The following is a 22,302-nucleotide window of genomic DNA, read 5'->3' as shown; positions in this document are numbered from 1 at the left end:
CCAAGGGTTGATACAAATATTTTAACTAATAATTGCCCCATTGCAAACATATACATGCTGTAGATGCTTGTCAACGGGAGGTATTTAACGATGATTCCACGACGCGCCAAGAGCTGGCTCACTGCATCCCTGGCCCTGTGTGTACTTGCCGGAGGGATATGGATCACTCTGGGTTATAATCGCTCAACTCATTCCGAATTGCCAGCACTCGCCCCCGAATCGGGCAAGCCCAAGGCAATAGCCCCAACGCCAGCACCTCCAGAAAGTGTACAGACCCCTACTGCCGAAGTGTACAGCAACCGTGTTGTGGAATATCACATGGATGTAAAACTGGTCGAAGGGAATGTACTGGAAGGGACTCAGACGATTACCTGGACACATCCAGGTAAAAAAACCGTCAGCGAGCTTTACTTTCATATGTATCCCAACGCCTTCTCTTCTGCTGACACCACCTTTATGAAGGAATCCGGTGGAAAGCTTCGGGGTGATGTCATGCCTACCAATGGTTATGGCTCCATGAACATTACCGAAATGAAAACGGAGGACGGGCTCTCTCTGCTGCACCGGATGCAGTATGTGCAACCAGATGACGGAAATATCAAGGACACCACCCTCATTAAAGTACGCCTGCCCAAACCCGTCAAAGGCGGGGAAAGTATCACACTCCACACCCGATTTGAAGTGAATCTGCCAAAGATTTTTGCCCGGATGGGAACTGCTGATCATTTTGTCATGGCAGGTCAATGGTTTCCCAAATTAAGTGCCTATGAACCTGTGGGCAGACGTGGACGAACAACGGAAGGCTGGAATCTGCACCAGTACCATGGCAATTCAGAGTTTTACGCTGACTTCGGTATATATAGTGTACGTATTCGGGTGCCCGAAACATACAAAGTTGCTGCTACCGGATTTCCGACGCAGCAAGCCGTGGTGAAGAATGGAGAAAAGGTCTATCAATTCTATGCCGATGATGTGCATGATTTCGCCTGGGCAGCCTCACCCGATTTTGTGTACGCCGAGGAACCCTTCTCTGCACCCAATGTGCCTGGTGTACGAATCAAGTTATATCTGGACCCAGCTCATCAGGATCTGAAAGAACGTTATTTCTACGCCGCGAAGGCCGCTCTAGCCAATTATAGCAAATGGTTTGGCCCATATCCTTATGCTACCTTATCCATCGTAGTTCCACCCAAAGCGGGGAACGGCGCTGGAGGTATGGAATACCCTACGCTAGTTACAGCCTTTGGAGCCGATGACACCACGCCAGGTTATGACCTGGAACGAACCGTAGTCCACGAGATCGGACACCAGTACTTCTACGGCATGGTTGCCAGCAACGAATTCGAGGAAGCCTGGCTGGATGAGGGGTTCACCTCTTATGCAGAAGACAAACTGATGGAGCAGGAATACGGATTGATTCCGAATCTGCCGGTACAATCGGGACTGATTACGTCTCCTTCATCTTTAACACAAGAATCCTGGAAGTTCGATTCACAGAATGAGTATGCAGCCAATGTCTATACACGTGGCAAACTTGTATTGCTTGGTATCGAACATCAAGTCGGCACAAAAAAGATGGAACGCATTCTCTCTACCTATGTGAAGAAGTACCGTTTCAAACATCCCACTTCGGCTGATTTTCAGAAAATTGTGGAACAAGTGACCCGCACTTCCTGGTCTGATTATTTTGACCAATATGTCTATGGTAACGGGATGGCTGACTTTGCTGTAGAGAAGATTCGTGTTACGCCCGTACAGAAAGACGGGCAAACATTGTACGAGTCATCCGTGACGATAGCGAAAAAAGGCAGTGACTACAGCGCCGTTCCTGTTCGCATTGCTTTTGAAGACGGGCATATCCTCACCAAGCAATGGAATGGCAAAGAAGATCGCATCACGTATAAATTAACTCACACATCCCCCGTATCCTGGGCCATGACCGATCCCCTGTACTCGATCGTGCTGGAGAACCGCCATATGAACAATTTCCTGAAATCCGGACTGGATGAGCGGGCGAAATCCCGCTGGAGCATGAGTGTAACCAAACTAATAGAAGCCATATTCGGAGGTCTGTCATGGTGAGGTGGAAACGGTGAAAGCGAAAATACGTGAAGGCTGGTTTCTCGTCCGTCAGCATATGTTCATTGCCGCACTCTTATTTCTTTATCAACTCATTTGGGGATATTTCTTCTATCGAATGGTACAATCGGCGGTCATCCCACTACTCCTGCGCTATCCAGATGCTGATGCCGGGGAGCTGAGTACACTTTTGTTCAAAATGGAAAGTCAACTTAACCTGTCTACCCATCCAGAGGTTCATCGTTATCTTTGGATTCTCGGGGGCATGCTGCTGGTTCGCATGTTGATCAGCCCCCTCATTCAGGCAGGACTGCTCTACTCACTTCAGCACTTTAATTCTACAGAAGAGCGCATCCCCTTTGTCCGCGGAATCAAAAATCTGTGGAAACCGATGCTGCTGCTCCACACCATACGTACATTATTGATACTTCTGCCCGCCTACTGGCTCATACCGAAGCTCTACTCGATTCTCATGGACGGATTTCATTCCCTTCAATTACTTTTGCCTGGTATACCTTATGTTGCTGCCTGGATTGTATATGGTTGGATCATCCACCATGTCATACTCTACATGCAGTTCGGTGTTTCGGCACCAGAAGGAGAAGGCGGGGCTCACGGTACCCTCAAAGCACTCTGGATTGCACTGCGTCATCTCATCGCTGTAATCGGCATTTCACTCCTACTGGGTGGAGTACACTTGCTCGTCTTTGGGGCATTCACTACAGCCTCATGGTTATTAACGGGACTGACCGGACTTATACTACAACAGACGTATCCACTTGCCAGATGTCTATTGAGTCTGTGGAAAATATGCAGCCATTTCCGATTATGGCAGTCCAAAATATCCAAAGGTGAGAGCAGATAGTTTAAAAATTGTTACCATCACATGTTAAACTCATGGCCTAATATGTACTTATAAATAGGCAAACCTCAACCTTTCCCCGTCAAAGGTCGAGGTTTTTTTTGCTAAATTTGTTGCTAAACGTTGCCAAAGCCGTACTCCTCTGTTACAATAATCGCAGTGAGTTTTTAGTAACAACTTTGTAATCTTTACATTCATATTTGTAACTACTTAAAATTAAATCGTCATTTCTTGATTTCGCAGGTGCATAACTAGCATAGCCAAATTCCTGGCACCTGGGAAGCGGGGGAACCAGTTATGGGTGAATTGATCTTGCTACAGAGGGATCATAGGGGACCTTCAACCGAATCCTTAAGCTAACCTCGCAGGCGTTGGAAGGGGAATATCTCTTGTTCAAGAAGAAATTAACCGCAGCTGTACTTAGCATCACATTTGCTTTATCACTTGGTGCAGGTAGCGCATTCGCAGATTCAAAGATGGACACAGTAATTGATTCAGCAATGGGAACTACATACAAAAGTGGGGGAACAACGCTTAACGGCTTTGACTGCTCCGGATTTACACGGTATGTATTCGACAAGTTGGGTATTGATTTGGCACGCCAATCCAGTTCCCAATTCGACATGGGCGATTCCGTATCCCGCATGGAGATGAGAGCTGGCGATCTGGTGTTCTTTAATACAACAGGTAAAGGCGTATCTCATGTAGGTATCTTTGTAGGGGATGGAAAGTTCGCACACTCCTCTTCTTCCAAAGGCGTTACGATCAGTGCATTGAGTGAAAACTATTGGGCCAATCGTTATGTTGGCGCAAAACGGATTATGAGCACGGACGCATATGAATCACTGGCCCTTGACTAGGGACAAGCTGAGCAACATGATGCTGTAACCATTAACCATACTGGAACGAAGCAAGAAGCATAACAGAACCGCCCGGTACATTCTCCGCAGGAATGTATCCGGCGGTTTTTTTGTGCTTCAATCCTTATTCATGTTGCAAGTTATACTCGGGGTATATCCTGCGACATCAACAGGTTCATTTTGCGTTCGTTCGTCCGTGCCCTTATGATGTTTTTACCCATCCCGTTATAATATAAACGAAATTACCGGAACTTTTGTTTCATTTTTTTTCTTGAGAAGGAAGACTTGCTAAATGAACATCACTTTTGTAGAGTGGACAGAGAGTTCTGTTTCAAGGAAAGGAGCATGCAGGTGTATGAAGGAAACCCCTGTGACGTTTCACGTTGTACCCATGCGAGAAGAACATGCGGAGCTTATCTGCAGTTGGCAGTATGATCCGCCTTACAATATCTACAGCTGGCTCCCCTGGGAGCAGATGAAAGCTCTGGAAGTGGAATTCGGAGATGCACAGCTGCGGCAGGAGCAATATGCAATCGTCCTGGATCAGAACGATCGTATATGTGGGTTTGCTCAATACTTCCCACTTCAAAGGGTAACCCGGATTGGCCTTGGCATGCATCCAGAGCTATGTGGTCAGGGTCAAGGGACAGCTTTTGTCACTGCCATTGTACAGGAAGCTATTCGCCGAAATCCCACGAATGAGATTGATCTGGAAGTACTCACTTGGAATGCTCGTGCCATTCAAGTCTATCTGAAGAGTGGATTTGTCACCCAGGATACATACGAACGACAGACCCCAAGCGGCTTGAAGCCCTTTCACTGTATGGTTTATGAAGGGCCTCGCGGTTAGAATCCATTGCAAAACAACCAAATTTGCCCCTTGTTATGTGATTAGTTCAAAAAATTCCCACAAAATGCTATGATGTCAGTACAGGTTCCGTTATAATGATATGGATAGTTTCAGGTTAGATGATCTTTCATTCTGGAGGGGACATAAGGGATGCACAAATGGATCATGAGCGGAGTATTTTTTGCAGCATGCGCTTTAGCTATTGTTTTAATGTTTACGCTTCCAGGGAAAGAAGAAGTGGCTGAAGAAGCCAAGCCAACCATGCCGGAAGTAACATTGGATGCCGGACAAGCTGAAGCACTGGTCAAAGCCAATTGTATCTCCTGTCACGGGGATCAGCTTCAAGGTGGCGTAGGACCTGCTCTGGCCAACATCGGCAGCCAGGATGATCTGGAGAAGATCTATTCTACGATTGTCAAAGGTAAAGGTGGTGGTATGCCTTCCTTCAAGGGCAAACTGCAGGATGAAGAGATTGCAAATATCGCCATGTGGCTGTCAGAGAAGAAATAATCTCTGCACACGCATAACAAAGAGGCGCTTAATCCCCTTTTGGGAGAATAAGAGCCTCTTTGTTATATCAATTATTAAGCCTCTGCGGCATGCTCAGCCAGAAAGGCCTCAACTTCACGTGCGGACGGCATCCCGGACTGGGCGCCGAGCTTTGTCACGGATAACGCGGCCGCACCCATGGCGAAGCCTACGGCCGCGTCCAAAGTCTCACCGCGCGCGAGGGCTACCGCCAGCGCGCCGTTGAAGCAATCGCCAGCGCCGGTCGTATCGACGGCGCTTACGGCGTAGCCGGGCGCACGGCAAGCGCCGGCACGCCCTGCTTGTACGCGGCCACCAGGCGCCGCCGCGTACACAGCCCCCTCGGGGCCGAGCGTCGTGACGACAGCGGCCCCCAGGGATGCGGCGAGCTCTGCGACCGCCGCATCCAGGTCTTCCGGCCGGAGATGATCCCGGCCGGTAAGCACGGCAAGCTCGCTGCGGTTCGGCGTGACAACGTCGACGCACCGCAGGAGCTCCTGGGGCAGACCCGGCACCGCGGGAGCCGGGTTGAGCACCACCAGTGCGCTGCCTTCAGCCGCCAGTTGGGCGGCGCGGGTAACCGCTGGCAGCGGGATCTCCAGCTGTAGCAGCACCGCTGCGGCTGCAGTCAGGCTTTTTACCGTATCCGCCTCTTCCAGCATCTCAGGCACCACTCGCCCATTCGCACCAGGAATAACAATAATCCGGTTGTCTCCCCGAGAAAGCCAGATGGAAGCCGTCCCTGTAACCGTGTCTTCCAATATGCGAACCTGCGAGGCATCTGCACCACTTTCCGTCAGACTGTGCAGCAGACGTTCGCCAAAACCGTCCGATCCCACCGCACCAATCATCGTAGTCTGTCCACCCAGACGCGCAGCGGCAACAGCCTGGTTGGCCCCTTTGCCACCAGCGAGATAATGCAGCTCCTCACCGCTCACCGTCTCTCCCTCTTCCGGAATCGTGTCTGTCTTCACCACAAGATCCATATTGAGACTGCCTGCGACAGCAATAAGAGGTTGTTTCTGATTATAGTCTGACATGTATGGTTCACTCACTTCTGGCCGCGCGATAATAACCGACCTCGTTATTGCGACCTCATTTTGTCATAAGCTTCGTTATATTGCCCTGCTTCCTTGATATCTACAGATGTGATACCACCCGCATCCCATGATGTGAGACGCAGCGTAACCGTTGTATAATCAATCGTAATAAAAGGATGATGATTGAATGCTTCCGAGATCGCAGCGACCTCATCCACAAATGCAATCCCTTTCATGTAGTTGGAGAACACGAATTTACGTACAATCCACCGTCCCTCTTCCAGTTCCCAGCCTTCCAGCCTTCCCAGATGAGCTTCGACTTCCTCTTGCGAAAAAACCATGCGTTATCTTCCTCCCCATAGGATGGTACATTACAGACATGCGTCCGTATAACCACCGACACCTTCGGCGCTATCAACAGCAAACTCAAAGGCCAGGCTCACCGCCATGCGGTTGGCCCATTTCACGACTAACATCTTACCACGGACAAGCTTCAAAATCCAATCAACTACATGGCATAGAACCAATAACCATAAGGCTTTGAGGGGAATTCCAATTCCATTTACACCCCCAAAAATGCATGTAAACACACTAAATTAAAGGTACAAATGTCAACTCTTCTTCCCCGATCAAAATATGAATGCGGTGCTGTTCCTTATCATGGATGACCACGCCACTTCCAACCGGAATAACGGACTCCTCGCCCAGCGCATAGAACAAATCCTCCGCCAACGCCTCATCCACTTCAAGTTGGTCAGATGCAGCCAGTCTCTCCCACTCTTCCGCGTCCATTTCAAAGAAAACATACCGATCCGGTATGCGTCCGATTGCCGTTGTCAGATCTGTCAAAATTCCTTCATAATCCCGTCCATGCTTTACGCCCATTGGCTTTTCACTCCTATTCGGCCCCTAAGGAGCGGATTTGATCTTATTATACCTGAAAATAGCCCTTAAAAAAAAAGGCCTTCTGGTCGATAAATACATATATGACCGTTTTAACTGTTTTAGCAACCGTAAGGAATGCCTAACATTGAACGGATTGCGGCCAAAAATTCGTCCGGAAGCCCGAATACAGCCGCTTGAAAGGATTCAATTTTATCTCATGGATGAGGTGTATGATGAACATTTCAACGATTATTGGACTAGTTTTTGGACTGGTCTCCCTTGTACTCGGTATGTTCCTGAAGGGTGCGCCCTTAATCAACCTGGTTAACAATCCGGCAGCCTACGTTATTATCTTTGTTGGTACAGCAGGAACTATCTTTATCGCATTTCCAATGTCTGAAGTTAAGAAAATCCCTAAGCTTTTCGGGATTATTTTCAAAAATCAAGTACTTATTGATCGAGTGTCTCTGATCGGCACGTTTATGGATTGGGCTTCCACTACCCGTCGTGAAGGTTTGCTTGCACTGGAATCAAAAGTAGAAGAGATTGACGATCAGTTCCTTCGTGGCGGTATGCGTATGATTATCGACGGCAACGATCAGGAATTTGTAAGTGATGTACTGATGGAAGATATTCATGCTACAGAGGAGCGCCACCGTGGCGGTGCCTTGATCTTCGCTCAAGCGGGGATGTACGCGCCAACGCTCGGGGTTCTCGGGGCCGTTGTAGGTCTCATCGCAGCACTTGCCGATCTCAGTGACATGGAGAAACTCTCCCATGCGATTGCGGCAGCATTTATCGCAACACTCCTTGGTATATTTAGTGGTTACGTGTTATGGCACCCGATGTCTAACAAGCTGAAGCGGATGTCCAAGCAAGAAATGGAGATCAAGCTGATGATGGTTGAAGGATTGTTATCCATACAGTCTGGTGTATCCACCATTGCCATCAACCAAAAGTTATCCGTATTCCTGACACCTTCCGAACGTAAACAACTGGAAGAGAAGGAGGGATCATCAGGTGAAAAAGGCTAAAAAGCACGAACCACATGAAGAACATATAGACGAGAGCTGGTTGCTTCCCTATTCTGACTTGATGACCTTATTGCTTGCCCTGTTTATCACGTTGTTCTCCATGAGTTCACTCGATGCAGCCAAGTTCGAGCAGATGGCTTCCGCACTAAGCAGTGCATTGAATGGAGGCTCCGGTGTTCTGGATCATACGTCCATGAATCCGGATACGCCAGGTGCCGATCTGGGTAAGAACAAACAGGAACCTACAGAAATCACCAAGAAAACACCAGCTCAGATAACGGATGCACAGATGGCTCAAAAAGAGCAGGAAGATCTGGAGAAGCTCAAGAAACGGCTTGACCAGTATATCTCGAAGAACGGACTTTCAGACCAGCTGAACACCAAGCTGAATCAATCTGAATTGAAGATCACCATCAGTGATAACGCCCTGTTCTCCTCAGGCCGAGCAGATGTGAAGCCAGAATCACGATCCCTGGCCAAAGCAATCTCAAGCATGCTGCAGGAGTTCCCTGAATATGAAGTGGTTGTATCCGGGCATACCGATAATATTCCCATTTCGAACAACCAATATAAGGATAACTGGGATCTGAGTGCAGACCGTGCGCTCAACTTCCTGAAAATCCTGTTGCTGAACACGCAATTGGACCCTTCCAAATTCACACCAAGTGGTTATGGAGAGTATCACCCGGTTGCCAGCAATGACACCAATACCGGACGGGCACAGAATCGCCGTGTAGAGGTTTCTATCATTCGGAAGTATCAAAGTAACAATACCAATGTAAAAGCCGTTGGCGGAGGAAACTAGAGGCCTGCAGCGATTCATTAACCAAAGACCGTTCTCCTTGTACCTGGAGAACGGTCTTTTGGGTTTATATAAGGCTTATGCTTGGTTTATCTCTACATTTTTTCACGCTATTTTGGAAGATTCACCTGTCATCATTGACCCTATACCAAAAAGCCCTGCACTCCCTTACGGAAAGCAGAGCTTAATCGGTTAAATTACTCGAACTCGAATCAACTATTCCAGTGAATAGTCCAACAGACCGCCCAGCTCCGCTTTTTCAGCAGGGGTAAGCTCTCTCCATGAACCTGTCGCCATTTCTCCAAGATGGATGTTCATGATCCGAATACGCTTCAACTTACGAACCTCGTAACCAAAGGCACTACACATCCGCCGAATCTGGCGGTTCTTTCCTTCAGTCAGGATGATACGGAATACTCGATCCGTCATCCGGGTCACTGTACAAGGCAGGGTCATTTCACCCAGGATCTTTACCCCAGTGCTCATACCTCTAAGGAAACTAGGGGTTACAGATCGATCAACAGTAACGATATACTCTTTCTCATGGCGCCCTTCTGATCTAAGAATCCGGTTAACGATATCACCATCATTGGTCATCAGGATCAAACCTTCCGAGTCCTTATCCAGACGTCCAATAGGAAAGATACGTTCATCGTGCCCGACAAAATCAACAATATTGCCCTGAATATGCTGCTCAGTTGTACTTGTGATCCCGATCGGTTTATTCAGCGCGATATATACGTGTTTTCTCTTTTCCTTGATTGGTTTGCCATTAATTCGTACATCGTCGCCTTCTTCTGCCTGACTGCCCAGTTCAGCCTTAACTCCATTAATGGTTACCTGACCACTATCCACCAACTTGTCGGCTTCACGCCGGGAGCAATAACCTGTTTCGCTAATAAATTTATTAATACGCAAAAGGTAATCTCACCTCATCTATTTCTCTTCATCTGTAAGTGGTTGATCCGTTACCTGATCTACCTCAATAACATCCGGTTGTTGCTCAGATGCAGGCAGTTCAATAATAACCGTTGTTCCCTTGTTCATGACGCTTTTAATATCCATCATGCCCTTATGTGATTGAATAATGCGCTGACTGACCATCAGGCCAAGCCCTGTTCCAGACTCTTTATTCGTAAAGAAAGGCTCCCCAAGCTTGGGCATCATCTCTTCCGGGATACCGATGCCTTCATCCCTGATCTCAATTCTGACGCGTTTCGACTGCTCTTCATGCTTGAGCTTGATATGGATGTTTCCTCCATTTGGCATGGCCTCCATACCATTTTTCAGCAAATTGATGAATACCTGCTTCAATTGGTTCTCTTCACAGTGTACCATAGCCGAATCGGATGAGGCACGCAGTACAAATTCTACACCATGCAGATGCGCCTGACTATCCAATAACGAGATGACATCACCAAGAATAAAACGAATATCCCGATTCTGAAAATGAACCGCCTGCGGTTTCGCCAGAATCAGAAATTCACCAACGATAAGGTTGATGCGATCCAGCTCCGATAACATCAGATCCAGATGACGATGATTCAGCTTGTTGCTCTCTTGCTGTAACTGTAGAAATCCGCGCAGCGTGGTCAGTGGATTACGAATCTCATGTGCCACACCTGCTGCAAGCTGGCCCACGGTTGTTAGCTTCTCAGAACGTCTAAGCAGCTCTTCCATCCGATTACGGCTTGTAATGTCCCTGGAGACACTAATGAGCGCGGTAATCTCTCCAGCCTCGTCTCGTACCGGAGCCGTACTGACACTGACCTCTACTCGGGTCCCGTCTTTCTTCATCCAGGTGGTTTCGTTGGACGTAATGGACATTCCCTCAACGAGTTGGGCATGCTGACGTTTCATTTCTTCTTCTGCCTCTGGCGGGATGATCTTCAGATTACGACCTTCCACCTCACGACTTCGAAAGCCATATAATTGTTCAAATGCGCGGTTAACCCGCAGCACTTTTCCTTCAAGATCCGTAATGTGAATGGCATCCGCTGTCTGATTGATAATGGACTCCAGATGTTCTTTCACCGCCCGATTCTCTTCATACATCTGTTTCAGACGACTCGTATAATGGCCCAGATTACGAATCATGGCATTAATACGATTGGCCAGTTGGCCAAGTTCATCCTTCCTCTTTACTTTCAGACGGAAATCAAAGTGCCCATCCGCTACATCATTCACTTTGCCCAGTATGGATTGGATCGGACGTGTAATATACCCTGCGAGCAGATAGCTGCCAAAGATCACAATCTCCAGCAAAACCAACGATATGGAGGCATGGCTCACCAACTGCTCAGATACCATGGAGGATATTTGCTTATAGTCCATGACAATACTGATCACATAGGAAGACTGATTGGGTGTGAAAATGGGAATAAAACTCTTCAGTACCTTCTGTTCGTGCGTTTCACTGACAAAAGATACATTTTGCCCTGTTCGAATGGCGCGCACCACAGCACGATGATCCTCATCCGTAGAACCATACTGGTATGTACCAAAACGAATCGGTCTGTTATTCAACTTGCTAAAGTTCGAATCTCTTCCGTCATCACCCATGTTCGGGCTGCCAAAAGTTAACGGATTGATGCCTGTAATCTCCAGAATGGAGGGATTGACCTCACGAATTTTATTTAAAATCTCATCCGGACTAGAGATTTTCACATAGTCATCAACTTCCGTATTATTATAGAAGGGATTGATTATGTAGTTTCTCTTTCCATCATGGTAGTAACCCCAGATATCAATATCCGAAGGACTGGATGTCGAGTATTCGAATCCATCTGACCAGAAATGCTCCAACTTCTGCCCTTGGGGAATCGTCACCTGTTGTTTTTCAAACAATTGCTTAAAGGCCTGATACCAATAAGTCATGGATTTGGTGGACAGCCCGATTTCTCTCGGATCTGAGGAGCGGCTAACAACGATGTCATCATCCGTCTGCTCCATTAACGAAATATGTGAGACGCCGACCTTTTGGCTCAAGCGTACAAGTTCTTCATTTGTGATATTATTAATATCCGGGTCCAATTCTTCCGCTGCCATGACAGCAGCAAGCCACAGATTGTTTCCAATCTGCCGTTTTACATAATCCGAACTGTATTGATTCTGTTCGACAGCAATTGCAATCTGCTTTGCAGTGAGCACCATCTTGGTTTCACTGTCCTGCCTCAGATTCTCTTCTGTAGTATAATAACTCAGTGCGATATTCAACACTAAAATAACGAGCACTGAGCACGACATAATCATGGATAATTTCGTTTTAATAGACAAGTTTTTTTGTTCACCTCTCGGCTTGTACCCTCTGGCGATATATGGCAAAACCTATCTCCATCATAACGCTTGTATGTCTTTTTGAAAAGGATAATTGACCTGTGTCCAAAAGTTACCGAATGACTGAAAAGCTCGAAATTCGTTGTTTTTTGCATTTTCGAACTCTACAATGAAATTAATCACTATATTTATCCACATACCCACAGGCTTGTGGATAGTTTGTTTATAACTATGTGAGCAACTACACGGTTATCCACAATTCTATACACAACATGTTAACAACCCGAATATTTGTTCGCTGAATAAACGATTTTGGAAGGAGTTATATAGTAATGACTGACCATTTTCTTCAGACTGATCTTGCGCATTTATCTGAAGAGGCTCAACATGAGCACTGGATGCGAGAGGCCATTGCTGAGGCCTACAAAGCTGAGGCTCTTGGGGAAGTGCCGATTGGAGCTGTAATCGTACAAAATAACCAAATTATTGGTCGGGGATACAATCTGCGTGAAACTACACTGGATTCCACCGCCCATGCAGAGATGGTGGCTATTCGTCAGGCCAGCGAGACCATCGGAGCTTGGCGTTTGTTGGATTGTTCTCTGTATGTCACATTGGAACCTTGTCCAATGTGTGCAGGTGCAATTGTACAATCCAGGGTCCCCCGCGTCATCTATGGTACGGCTGATCCCAAGGCAGGCTGTGCAGGTACACTGATGAACCTGCTACAGGAGCCTCGTTTTAACCATCGTACCGAGGTGATTCCGGATATCCTTCAGCCCGAATGCTCTACGATGCTAACTCAATTTTTCAGAAGTCTGCGCCAAAAGTTAAAGTAGTCACCAACTACAAATATCCCAATTAGAAAGGAAGTGTGCTGTAATGGCACTAACACTCTATGATACAGCCAATGGCATAAGCCTTCGGTTGCTCACACCCCAGGATACACAGTCCTATCTGGACCTGATTCAGATCACACGCGTCCCATACCAGGCTGTAGAACCCGTGCGAGACGATGAATTCTATACACTGGATGCTCAGACTCGGCGGATTGAGGATCGGGTCAAGGCAGCAGAAGAAGGTACAGGATATCAATTTGGAATCTATACCATTAAAGACAGCCTGTTGATTGGACAAGTAAGTATCAACAATGTCGTATTGGGCGTTGCCAATTATGCGGATATGGGTTACTTTATCCATCCAGATTATCAGGGTGGCGGACGAATGACAGCAGCGGTTAAACTGGCCGTAGCTTATGGCTTCCGTGCGCTGAAGTTAAATCGGGTTCAGGCTGCGGTATTACCCTCCAACAAAGGTTCACAGCGCGTACTGGAGAAGAATGGATTCCAGTTTGAAGGTACTGCGCGCAAATACCTCAAGATCAACGGCAAATATCAGGATCATCAGATCTATGCTGTACTTGCTGAAGACTTGGACGAACTTACGAATTAATTGATGTAGAATTTTCACCACAAAGCTGTCTGTATTTCCAATTCAACAATATACAAATTTAATATTCCAAACCGCACTACCCTAGTTATGTAGGAGAGAGTGCGGTTTTATTTGTATATATCACCAGCCACGATTCAACTTCAAAGATCAATTATGTTGCGGATATCCCCCTTACGCTGTGTAGCAAAAAAAACCGCCTGTACCCAAGCGGAAGGAGATTATCCTTCACTTGAATCACAGACGGTTTGAACTCAGCGAGATTAGTATCCGTATGAAGCGTTCATCAATTCTTCGAACTCTTGCATAGTAATTACCTCATCGCCAGTAGGGATGTTGATTTTGAATGCTGCTTTTTCGTTAATCTTGGTGTACGTATTGGAACCGGTAAATGCCAATTTCACTTCGTCTTTTGTACCTTCTGGCTTGATCAGCACATCAGCGACCATCTTTTGATATACAGGGAAGTCGTTTTTGTCCAATGCGAAATCGATGTTGAATTGGTTGATTGTCAGAACATCTTTCAATTTATCCAAGTCTTTAGCCATTTCAGCCTGATCTGTTTCAGTGATCTTCAGATCTTCTTTAGCTTTGTCGATATCAGCCTGATCCATTTGCAGCATTTCACGATATTCCTCTTTGGACAGAATATCCAATACTTTAGGCATAGCTTTTGTTACCAGTACAGTAACTGCTTCTTTAACATTGTCATTATTCACCGAGAATTGTACAACTTGCTTCGCATCTACACCCTCAGGAAGTTTTGCATCTTTGGTGTCTAGATTTTTGAAGAATTTAGCTTGATCGTACTCGCTCAGCACTGCGTCCATGACTTCGTTGCTCAGCTTTTGCGTTTTGGCTGCGTCCATAGCATCCGGGTTCCATTCTGTACCCTCTTGCTCAGCCAGTTCTTTCAGGTCAAGTTCCAAGAATTTGCCTACAACGTTCTCCGGAATCGGGAAGAACGGAATATTCGGCACTTTCACATAGAGTTTCTCTGCCGTCATCACCATTGGGATGTTAAAGGTCATACCCATGTCGCCTTTAAGCTCGATGCCAAGAGTCATCTCTGTCTGCATAGGCTCACTTTGGTATACACCTGTTACATTCAACTGAGCATCCTTCAGCATGCTCATAAACTGAGTCATAGTAGGATCAGTTTGTGACGCATCCCCAGGTTTATAGCTCAATTCATTAATTGTAAAGTTGGAACTCATCTCATACGATGTCAATTTGGAAGCATTGGCCGCAGCCGTCTTCAATGCCTCTTTTGGTTCCTGCTTGCTGCTACATGCTGTCAATGCCATAGATACGGTCAACAGCAACGTAAGAAGAAGCGCCCCCATACGTTTAGTCATTTGTTTCTCTCCTCTCGTGATAACCCCAAAAAAAGTAATTCAATATCAATGATATACCATATCAACAGATACCGAAACCTAATTTGGGAAAAATGTGATCTTTCCTCTTTAAAATGGCTACAAAGACCTATGTCAGCTTTGGGAATATGCGTGTGCCTGTCTTTATATATGTATGAATACGCAAAAGCCCCCTGTTAGGTAACAAGGGACTTTTGCGTGAATCTGTTTCTTCTATTAACCTTGAGGATTCAAATGATCCACATGATTTTGATTTTTCACTTTTTTGGAACCGGATAATGGTTCCTGCATGGAAGAGCGTTTGGATGAATGACGATGCTGTTCGGATGCTTGCGCTTCCGGTACGGGAATTGTTTTTGGTTTGCTCATATTATTTCCCCCTCATCATTGTTAAGAATGGGATGGGTCCCTATCTTCCGTTTTATCATGATTCAGTGCATCCTGATGACGGCGATCATTAATATCTTGCTGAAGTTGCTGGGCATGATGACTGTTTACGGCAGGCTGCTCCAGATCATCGACTACATTTTGCAGGTTTTTGTCTACTCCCGCTTTGGCTTTAGTCAATTGAGTTCACTCCTTCAGATTTCAGGCTATTATCTCGTCTGGGATTGTAACGACTGGGCGCATTCATGAATGTGCCGTGTATAATCGTGAGCCAGTTCCTGAATCGGTTCTGTACGCTCATCCGTCGTTCGTCCATCCCGTTCCACATCAATCAGCTGTACGCTGACTTCACGGGAATCGACATATGCACATTTGAAATCAAAAGAGTACATCTCGTGCCCTGCTGTAGCAATGTGTATCCGAATCGCCTGCTGATCGGCTTCATCGGCCATTACCTGAGCCTGGTCTCCAACATTCAGGACTTGAGGCAAACGTTCTTGCCAGGCCCCTACAAGCTCTGTCTGATCGATGTTTAACTCGCGGTTCATCTTACCACCTCCACTCCTATAAAGTGCGGCGATGAAGATGTTTTTATACATATTAGACTTATTCAAAATATAACGTTGTACTGAGCAACATATACATCGGTCACCAACCTGTATGCTCACTATGCTGGACAAACTCAAACGCAAAAAAGGACCCGAGCGAGATCGCTCGAATCCTTGTTATAAGTGTAGTATGGCGGAGAGGGTGGGATTCGAACCCACGTGGAGTTGCCCCCTAACGGTTTTCAAGACCGCCCCGTTATGACCGCTTCGGTACCTCTCCAGGGAAATTAACTTTTATAAACTTGCCACGAAAAGTATCATACCACATCTCGACATTATAATGCAACCTTTTTATATTAGAATTATGATCCCGTATCAGACAACTGCCTCAGTTATACAAAACACTCCAATCCGCCATTCCGAAATGACGGATTGAATTTGTATTCCCCTTGATGAGGATGGTTAGCTAACTCTTACTTAAGAGCGACGTGCAATCACACTTGCACCGCCCATATAAGGACGCAATGCTTCAGGAATGACAACCGTACCATCTTCCTGTTGATAGTTCTCCAGGATAGCGGCTACAGTCCGTCCAACGGCCAATCCTGACCCGTTCAATGTATGAACAAATTCAGGTTTCGCTTTTGGTTCTCTGCGGAAACGGATATTGGCACGACGTGCCTGGAAATCCTCACAGTTGGAGCACGAAGAAATCTCACGATAGGTATTGCTCTCAGGCAACCATACTTCAATATCATACGTTTTAGCTGAAGTGAAGCCCATATCTGCCGTGCACAATGTCAGGACGCGATACGGCAAGCCCAACAATTGAAGCACACGCTCCGCATTTTGAGTCATTTGCTCCAGCTCTTCATACGAAGTCTCCGGAGTAGAGAGCTTGAGCAGCTCTACTTTGTTGAATTGATGCTGACGAATCAATCCGCGTGTATCCCGTCCAGCCGAACCGGCTTCAGAGCGGAAACAAGAGCTGTATGCCACAAAGTGCTTAGGCAATTGATCTACATTCAGAATCTCTTCGCGATGATAGTTCGTTACCGGAACTTCAGCAGTAGGGATCAGATAATATTCGGTATCTTTCAACTTGAACAGGTCTTCTTCGAACTTAGGCAGTTGACCTGTTCCAAACAAGCTATCCCGATTAACGATGTATGGAGGCAGAATCTCTTCATATCCATGTTGATCGCTGTGCAGATCCATCATGAAGTTAATCAATGCACGTTCCAGACGTGCGCCTAATCCTTTATAAAAGGTAAAACGGGAACCTGTTACTTTGGCAGCCGCCTCAAAATCAAGAATATCGAGATCCTGCGCAATTTCCCAGTGTGCTTTTGGTGCAAAAGTAAATGACTTCGGCTCTTCCCAACGACGAATCTCAACATTGTCGTCTTCAGAAGCTCCAATAGGTACGCTTTCGTTAGGAATATTAGGAATTGCCATTGTGAGATCATTGATCTTCACTTCCAGTTCCCGAACTTCTTCGTCCATGGCTTTGATTCGATCAGAGACTTCGCGCATCTCCACAATCAGATCATCAGCATTCTCACGATTCTTCTTCAGTCTAGCAACTTCCGCGGAAACTGTATTCCGACGGCTCTTCAGTGTTTCACTCTCTTGAAGCAATTCCCGACGCTTGGCATCCATCTCGGTAAATCCAGCGATAAGATCCAGCGATTTGCCACGTTTAGTCAATGCTTCTTCCACACGTGCATACTCATTCCGCAATATTTTCACATCAAGCACGTTATACCCCTCCTAAATAACCTCACAACGTGAAGCCTTATGTTAAATCCATTCTCCAAACTCTACTGTATACACCATACTATATACTTATCGGAACCTGTAACCCAAAAAACAACCTATATCCCCCTTGTCACCCTCCGCTGCGATTCCCGCTATGAAGCAGATACAGGCAACATCAGGCATCCGTTCAGATGCAACTGCCAACCAGTGGCCTTACACGGCTTCTGGGGAAGTCATCCGATGACCGGGAGATCATAGGTTGTACATCATGCATTATTTAGAGTCTACCGTGTTTTTGTAGGATCTGGCCATGTCTACAAAATAAGTATGCAGACGATAGTCATCCGTCAATTCTGGATGGTAGGAGCAAGCCAGCAAATGTCCCTGACGAGCCGTAACAATCTCATCCTTATATGTGGAGAGAACCTCCACCTGATCTCCGACACTTTCGATCAAGGGCGCCCGTATAAATACAGCCCTTACCGTTTCCTCAATGCCTTTGACTGGCAAATCCGTCTCAAAACTCTCTCTCTGCCGTCCAAATGCATTTCGGGATACAGTCATATCCATTAGCTCCAAATGAGCTTCTTCTTGCCCTGCAATGTGTTTAGCCATAACGATCAAGCCAGCACAGGTACCAAATACCGGTTTGCCCTCAGCAGCAAACGCCCGAATGGCATCCATAAACCCATACTTGCGCATCAGTTTACCGATCGTCGTGCTTTCCCCGCCAGGAAGGATAAGACCATCCAAGTCCTCCAATTGCTGAACCTGTTTGATAGCTATACCTTCTGCTCCAGCACGTTCAATACTTCGAATATGCTCTGTGACAGCTCCTTGAAGTGCTAAAACGCCGATCTTCATACGCTCATTCCCCTTCTCTTACCAGCCACGATCTTGCATACGGTAAACGAACATTGTACTTTTTTACTTCATCATACGTGAATTCTAACTTGATATTTTACCGGAAAAATTGTAAATATACAATCCATCCGGTCGGAATAACTTGTATTTTGTCAATGATATGATCATGTAACATTAAAATCATGATCATACTCTTTCCATGAAGTTTGCTAAGGGTTAGAACAGGTTTTTGATTCCGTCAAAAAGATCCACGAAGAAATCCTTCACGGCACGGAAGAACAAACGGAACCATCCACCTTTTTCAGCCTCTTCAGCAGTGATCAAGTTCACTGTTTTTTCCTGTGGCTCAATTCCATCTGCTTTATACGTGTACGTTACCGTACCAACCTTGGTACCTGCCTTGATTGGTGCTACCAACTTGTCAGCCTCAGTTACGTTAGCTTTGAAAGTCACATCCAGGTTCTGAGTACCTTTGGGTACAACAAAACTTACCGCATTATCTGTTACAACAGGAACGGTTGTTTCTTTCCCTTTTTTCAAAGGTACCGCTTCCCAGCCCGTCACTTTGGTCTTGCCTGCAACAGCCTGTTTCACTTCAAAGTTGTTAAATCCATAGTCCAATACCTTTTTAGTTTCTCTGAAACGTGCGGATTCCGAATCTGTGCCCATAACAACACTAATTAGACGCATACCGTTACGTTCTGCTGTACCTGTAAAGTTATTACCTGCGTTCGTGGTATGGCCTGTTTTCATTCCATCCAGACCTTCATAGGCATAGCTTTTGAAATTGGTTATATTTTTATTCGCTTCCAGCATCCAGTTGTAATTGATAATTGGAGCTTTATCATTTGGACGGAACTTATAGGATTGAATCGTTGTGAATTCTTTGTAGTCCGGGTGATCCATGATGATATATCTGCACAGAATCGCAGCATCCAGAGCGGACATTACTGTTTCTTTATCTTCAGCTGGACGGAAGTCGGCAGGCATATCTGCTCGATCGAGACCGGAAGAGTTGATGAAGAAGGTATCCTTCATGCCCATACGCTTTGCTTCATCATTCATCATTTTCACGAAAGCTTCTTCCGAACCCGCAACATGTTCAGCCAAAGCAACCGTAGCATCATTGGCAGAGCCAACAGCCATAGCAATATAGAGATCCTTAACTGTGTGCTGGTCACCTTCCGCGAGGAAAATTCGCGACCCGATACTTTGTGCAGCATTCTTTTTAACAGTTACAATATCGTCCCAACCGAATTTACCTTGTTTGACCTGTTCGGCGACAATGTACTCTGTCATCATCTTGGTCATACTTGCAGGTGGCATCGCTTTATCCGCATCAACATTTAGTAGAATCTGTCCCGTTGAGGCTTCCATAAGCACTGCAGATCTAACTTCAAGCCCGAGTGACTCTACCCCAGGAACCTGTACAGCTTTCTCGGTCTTTGTTGTTGTTGCCGCAGCAGTCAGAACCTGACCGGAGTTGTCCGCAGCAGCCATGACCGGCATTACTGCAGACATACAAAGCATGTTAATTAGCATTACCGAGGCTACGCTCTTTTTGAGCATTTGGCGTTTCTTTTTATTCATGTGTTTGGCTTTCAATGATGAATACTCCCTTCGATCCAAAGCATTGTTAATTGCTTCAGTGCAGCTTATGCTGCGATTTTCTTGTTCCCTAACCTGTGTGTTTGATGTATGAGATGTGTGCTATATGCGCTGTATCGAACGAGCAATATTATAGCTCCTAAAGTTCGTTATCGATTGTCACTTAGTCCGCATTTTTCAAATGCTTATGTAAAAGGACGTCCGCGCTTCTGTATAACTGGCAGCCTTTACTGGCACTGAATTTGCTTTTCAAAACCATATTCATAGATTCACGTCAAATAGCCGCCGCAACGCCTTAATCCACCCATGGATCGTCACCGCTTGTTCTATTCTATCACAGGGGTATCTGCAAAAAAAGACAGACCCGGTGAAAATCACCGAGCCTGTCCTGGAAATGATTAACTCTCTTCAGATTACAACGAGTAGTTAGGTGCTTCTTTGGTAATCTGTACATCATGGGGATGACTTTCGCGCAGTCCTGCACCTGTAATTCGGATAAAGCCTGTATCGTTACGAAGTTGCTCCAAGTTACTTGTACCACAGTATCCCATACCCGAACGCAGACCACCAATCAGTTGGTGGATCGTATCAGACAATGGTCCTTTGTAAGCGACACGACCTTCGATTCCTTCCGGAACCAGTTTCTTGTCATCATCTTGGAAATAACGATCTTTACTACCTTGTTTCATTGCAGCCATTGAACCCATACCGCGGTATACTTTGTAGCTACGTCCTTGGAAGATTTCAGTTTCTCCCGGGCTTTCTGCTGTGCCGGCAAACAAACTTCCCAGCATCACCGCGTGTGCGCCTGCAGCCAGTGCCTTCGTAATTTCACCAGAATATTTAATTCCGCCATCCGCGATAATCGGAACTCCATATTCGCGTGCCACTGTTGCACAATCGTAGACTGCAGTTACTTGAGGTACACCAATACCAGCGATAACACGTGTTGTACAAATCGAACCTGGACCAATACCTACTTTGACTACCGAAGCCCCTGCTTCGATCAGGTCACGAGTGGCAGCGCCAGTAGCGACGTTACCTGCAACGATGGTCAGGCTAGGGAAACGTTCACGAAGCTGACGTACAGCTTCAATGATATTGATGTGGTGTCCGTGAGCCGAGTCTACCGTAATCAGGTCAACACCAGCTTGTACCAAAGCATCTGCACGTTCAAATGTATCTTTGGAAATACCAATCGCTGCACCAACCAACAAACGTCCTTGAGCATCTTTGGCTGCATGAGGGAATTGAATGGCTTTCTCAATATCTTTAATCGTGATAAGACCTTTCAACGTGTTTGTCTCATCAACTAATGGAAGTTTTTCAATCTTGTGCTTCTGAAGGATACCTTCAGCTTCTTGTAGTGTAGTACCTACAGGAGCGGTAACCAGATTCTCATGAGTCATGACTTCGCTAATTTTGATGCCGTAATCATGAATAAAACGTAAATCGCGATTGGTCAAAATACCAACCAGCTTCTGATCTCCTTCAATAATAGGTACACCGGAAATCCGATATTTCGCCATTACTGCTTCTGCATCAGATACCAGATGATCTGCCGTCAGTGAGAACGGGTTTGTAATAACACCACTCTCCGAACGCTTAACACGATCTACTTCTTCTGCCTGTTGTTCAACCGACATATTTTTATGGATAATACCGATACCGCCTTCACGTGCAATGGCAATAGCCAATGTCGCTTCAGTTACTGTATCCATACCCGCACTGATCAAAGGAATATTTAGCTTTACAGTATCACTCAAACGAATAGATACATCTACTTCTTTAGGCAGTGTCTCGGATTTCCGTGGCACTAGCAATACATCATCAAAGGTGAGGCCTTCCTTACCAAATTTATCTTCCCACACGCAAGTGTTCCTCCTTATGTTTGCTCAGCTTTACGGTCCAAAACCCGAAGATTCCAGGCTGTATTTTACGCCGAAAATACGTTTTCTGAAAAATTTATTATTGCCATCTTAGCAAAGCGATATTTAGACTGTCAAGGAAAAGTACTTGGTTATATCAGGTGTACTGCCTGATGAACACAACTGTTTTTCCAGAGCGGACAAGTCTAGGTATTACGCAAAAAA

General features: G+C 46.0%; 22 protein-coding genes, 1 tRNA gene and 1 riboswitch. Of the genes, 9 read left to right on the top strand and 14 right to left on the bottom strand.

Features of this window, described 5'->3' with window-relative positions; translation table 11 throughout:
* Positions 1–90 precede the first annotated feature (90 nt).
* The 5 genes from MHI12_RS00535 (at position 91) to MHI12_RS00515 (ending at position 5,161) form a co-directional block, all read left to right on the top strand.
* A complete protein-coding gene (locus MHI12_RS00535; RefSeq protein WP_405171219.1) occupies positions 91–2,082 on the top strand; it encodes a M1 family metallopeptidase in 1,992 nt (663 codons plus the stop codon).
* A gap of 10 nt (positions 2,083–2,092) precedes the next feature.
* Entirely contained in the window at positions 2,093–2,944 is an 852-nt protein-coding gene (locus tag MHI12_RS00530) for a hypothetical protein (protein WP_405171218.1), read from the top strand.
* Positions 2,945–3,189: 245 nt separating this feature from the next.
* Positions 3,190–3,327, top strand: a riboswitch (cyclic di-AMP (ydaO/yuaA leader).
* Between the two features lie 3 nt (positions 3,328–3,330).
* The gene (locus tag MHI12_RS00525) at positions 3,331–3,801 is read left to right on the top strand and encodes a C40 family peptidase (RefSeq protein WP_036607285.1); all 471 of its coding nucleotides are present in this window, start codon (positions 3,331–3,333) and stop codon (positions 3,799–3,801) included.
* A gap of 355 nt (positions 3,802–4,156) precedes the next feature.
* Positions 4,157–4,651: a GNAT family N-acetyltransferase gene (locus MHI12_RS00520; RefSeq protein ID WP_405171217.1), complete on the top strand. Its 495-nt coding sequence runs from the start codon at positions 4,157–4,159 to the stop codon at positions 4,649–4,651.
* Positions 4,652–4,801: 150 nt separating this feature from the next.
* Complete coding sequence (locus tag MHI12_RS00515; RefSeq protein WP_405171216.1) at positions 4,802–5,161, top strand: c-type cytochrome; 360 nt, start codon at positions 4,802–4,804, stop codon at positions 5,159–5,161.
* 74 nt (positions 5,162–5,235) lie between these two features.
* On the opposite strand, the gene rbsK is transcribed toward MHI12_RS00515, so the two are convergent.
* The 3 genes from rbsK to MHI12_RS00500 all read right to left on the bottom strand — a co-directional run bounded on the left by rbsK (position 5,236) and on the right by MHI12_RS00500 (position 7,104).
* On the bottom strand, positions 5,236–6,219 hold the full coding sequence (rbsK, locus tag MHI12_RS00510; protein WP_405171215.1) for a ribokinase: 984 nt from the start codon (positions 6,217–6,219) through the stop codon (positions 5,236–5,238).
* Between the two features lie 44 nt (positions 6,220–6,263).
* A complete protein-coding gene (locus MHI12_RS00505) occupies positions 6,264–6,560 on the bottom strand; it encodes a 4a-hydroxytetrahydrobiopterin dehydratase (RefSeq protein WP_017691315.1) in 297 nt (98 codons plus the stop codon).
* A 250-nt stretch (positions 6,561–6,810) separates the two neighbouring features.
* Positions 6,811–7,104, bottom strand: coding sequence for a hypothetical protein (locus MHI12_RS00500; RefSeq protein ID WP_074092938.1), 294 nt, complete (start codon positions 7,102–7,104; stop codon positions 6,811–6,813).
* Positions 7,105–7,337: 233 nt separating this feature from the next.
* On the opposite strand from MHI12_RS00500, the gene motA reads away from it, so the two are divergent.
* Together motA and motB are read left to right on the top strand one after the other, a co-directional pair.
* Complete coding sequence (gene motA, locus MHI12_RS00495) at positions 7,338–8,138, top strand: flagellar motor stator protein MotA (protein WP_017691317.1); 801 nt, start codon at positions 7,338–7,340, stop codon at positions 8,136–8,138.
* A complete protein-coding gene (motB, locus tag MHI12_RS00490; protein WP_341005695.1) occupies positions 8,125–8,943 on the top strand; it encodes a flagellar motor protein MotB in 819 nt (272 codons plus the stop codon). The genes motA and motB overlap by 14 nt, the downstream gene beginning before the upstream one ends.
* Before the next feature lie 213 nt (positions 8,944–9,156).
* On the opposite strand, the gene rluF is transcribed toward motB, so the two are convergent.
* Positions 9,157–9,858 carry a 23S rRNA pseudouridine(2604) synthase RluF gene (gene rluF / locus MHI12_RS00485; RefSeq protein ID WP_036607293.1) on the bottom strand — a complete coding sequence of 234 codons (702 nt, stop codon included), beginning with the start codon at positions 9,856–9,858 and terminating at the stop codon, positions 9,157–9,159.
* Between the two features lie 18 nt (positions 9,859–9,876).
* A complete protein-coding gene (locus tag MHI12_RS00480) occupies positions 9,877–12,216 on the bottom strand; it encodes an ATP-binding protein (protein WP_405171214.1) in 2,340 nt (779 codons plus the stop codon).
* Positions 12,217–12,548: 332 nt separating this feature from the next.
* Here MHI12_RS00480 and tadA point away from each other — a divergent pair, with 332 nt between their 5' ends.
* Both tadA and MHI12_RS00470 read left to right on the top strand, forming a co-directional pair.
* On the top strand, positions 12,549–13,055 hold the full coding sequence (gene tadA, locus MHI12_RS00475) for a tRNA adenosine(34) deaminase TadA (protein ID WP_017691321.1): 507 nt from the start codon (positions 12,549–12,551) through the stop codon (positions 13,053–13,055).
* Between the two features lie 43 nt (positions 13,056–13,098).
* Positions 13,099–13,668, top strand: a complete 570-nt coding sequence (locus MHI12_RS00470) for a GNAT family N-acetyltransferase (protein WP_405171213.1) — start codon at positions 13,099–13,101, stop codon at positions 13,666–13,668.
* A 260-nt stretch (positions 13,669–13,928) separates the two neighbouring features.
* Here MHI12_RS00470 and MHI12_RS00465 read toward each other — a convergent pair whose 3' ends face one another.
* The 9 genes from MHI12_RS00465 to guaB all read right to left on the bottom strand — a co-directional run bounded on the left by MHI12_RS00465 (position 13,929) and on the right by guaB (position 22,080).
* Entirely contained in the window at positions 13,929–15,023 is a 1,095-nt protein-coding gene (locus tag MHI12_RS00465) for a hypothetical protein (protein WP_405171212.1), read from the bottom strand.
* Between the two features lie 234 nt (positions 15,024–15,257).
* Positions 15,258–15,410, bottom strand: a complete 153-nt coding sequence (locus MHI12_RS00460) for a small acid-soluble spore protein P (protein WP_036607296.1) — start codon at positions 15,408–15,410, stop codon at positions 15,258–15,260.
* Positions 15,411–15,431: 21 nt separating this feature from the next.
* Entirely contained in the window at positions 15,432–15,608 is a 177-nt protein-coding gene (locus tag MHI12_RS00455; protein WP_405171211.1) for a hypothetical protein, read from the bottom strand.
* A 29-nt stretch (positions 15,609–15,637) separates the two neighbouring features.
* Positions 15,638–15,976, bottom strand: a complete 339-nt coding sequence (locus MHI12_RS00450; protein ID WP_036607297.1) for a hypothetical protein — start codon at positions 15,974–15,976, stop codon at positions 15,638–15,640.
* A 191-nt stretch (positions 15,977–16,167) separates the two neighbouring features.
* A tRNA-Ser gene (locus MHI12_RS00445) sits at positions 16,168–16,256 on the bottom strand.
* A 197-nt stretch (positions 16,257–16,453) separates the two neighbouring features.
* A complete protein-coding gene (serS, locus tag MHI12_RS00440) occupies positions 16,454–17,737 on the bottom strand; it encodes a serine--tRNA ligase (protein ID WP_017691327.1) in 1,284 nt (427 codons plus the stop codon).
* A 273-nt stretch (positions 17,738–18,010) separates the two neighbouring features.
* Entirely contained in the window at positions 18,011–18,601 is a 591-nt protein-coding gene (pdxT, locus tag MHI12_RS00435; protein ID WP_341005690.1) for a pyridoxal 5'-phosphate synthase glutaminase subunit PdxT, read from the bottom strand.
* 216 nt (positions 18,602–18,817) lie between these two features.
* Entirely contained in the window at positions 18,818–20,206 is a 1,389-nt protein-coding gene (locus MHI12_RS00430; protein WP_405171210.1) for a D-alanyl-D-alanine carboxypeptidase family protein, read from the bottom strand.
* Between the two features lie 416 nt (positions 20,207–20,622).
* On the bottom strand, positions 20,623–22,080 hold the full coding sequence (gene guaB, locus MHI12_RS00425; protein ID WP_036607306.1) for an IMP dehydrogenase: 1,458 nt from the start codon (positions 22,078–22,080) through the stop codon (positions 20,623–20,625).
* Positions 22,081–22,302 lie beyond the last annotated feature (222 nt).

The sequence above is a fragment of the Paenibacillus sp. FSL H8-0280 genome (genome assembly GCF_045040665.1).
GTDB lineage: Bacteria > Bacillota > Bacilli > Paenibacillales > Paenibacillaceae > Paenibacillus > Paenibacillus xylanexedens_A.
The sequence above is the reverse complement of the archived record's forward strand: the minus strand, read 5'-3'. Positions and strand labels throughout refer to the sequence as shown.

Coding starts and splice junctions, on each gene's coding strand:
- MHI12_RS00535 (WP_405171219.1), top strand. CDS start 91: ATGATTCCACGACGCGCCAAGAGCTGGCTCACTGCATCCCTGGCCCTG.
- MHI12_RS00520 (WP_405171217.1), top strand. CDS start 4,157: ATGAAGGAAACCCCTGTGACGTTTCACGTTGTACCCATGCGAGAAGAA.
- MHI12_RS00515 (WP_405171216.1), top strand. CDS start 4,802: ATGCACAAATGGATCATGAGCGGAGTATTTTTTGCAGCATGCGCTTTA.
- rbsK (WP_405171215.1), bottom strand. CDS start 6,219: ATGTCAGACTATAATCAGAAACAACCTCTTATTGCTGTCGCAGGCAGT.
- MHI12_RS00505 (WP_017691315.1), bottom strand. CDS start 6,560: ATGGTTTTTTCGCAAGAGGAAGTCGAAGCTCATCTGGGAAGGCTGGAA.
- MHI12_RS00500 (WP_074092938.1), bottom strand. CDS start 7,104: ATGGGCGTAAAGCATGGACGGGATTATGAAGGAATTTTGACAGATCTG.
- motA (WP_017691317.1), top strand. CDS start 7,338: ATGAACATTTCAACGATTATTGGACTAGTTTTTGGACTGGTCTCCCTT.
- tadA (WP_017691321.1), top strand. CDS start 12,549: ATGACTGACCATTTTCTTCAGACTGATCTTGCGCATTTATCTGAAGAG.
- MHI12_RS00470 (WP_405171213.1), top strand. CDS start 13,099: ATGGCACTAACACTCTATGATACAGCCAATGGCATAAGCCTTCGGTTG.
- MHI12_RS00465 (WP_405171212.1), bottom strand. CDS start 15,023: ATGACTAAACGTATGGGGGCGCTTCTTCTTACGTTGCTGTTGACCGTA.
- MHI12_RS00460 (WP_036607296.1), bottom strand. CDS start 15,410: ATGAGCAAACCAAAAACAATTCCCGTACCGGAAGCGCAAGCATCCGAA.
- MHI12_RS00450 (WP_036607297.1), bottom strand. CDS start 15,976: ATGAACCGCGAGTTAAACATCGATCAGACAGAGCTTGTAGGGGCCTGG.
- pdxT (WP_341005690.1), bottom strand. CDS start 18,601: ATGAAGATCGGCGTTTTAGCACTTCAAGGAGCTGTCACAGAGCATATT.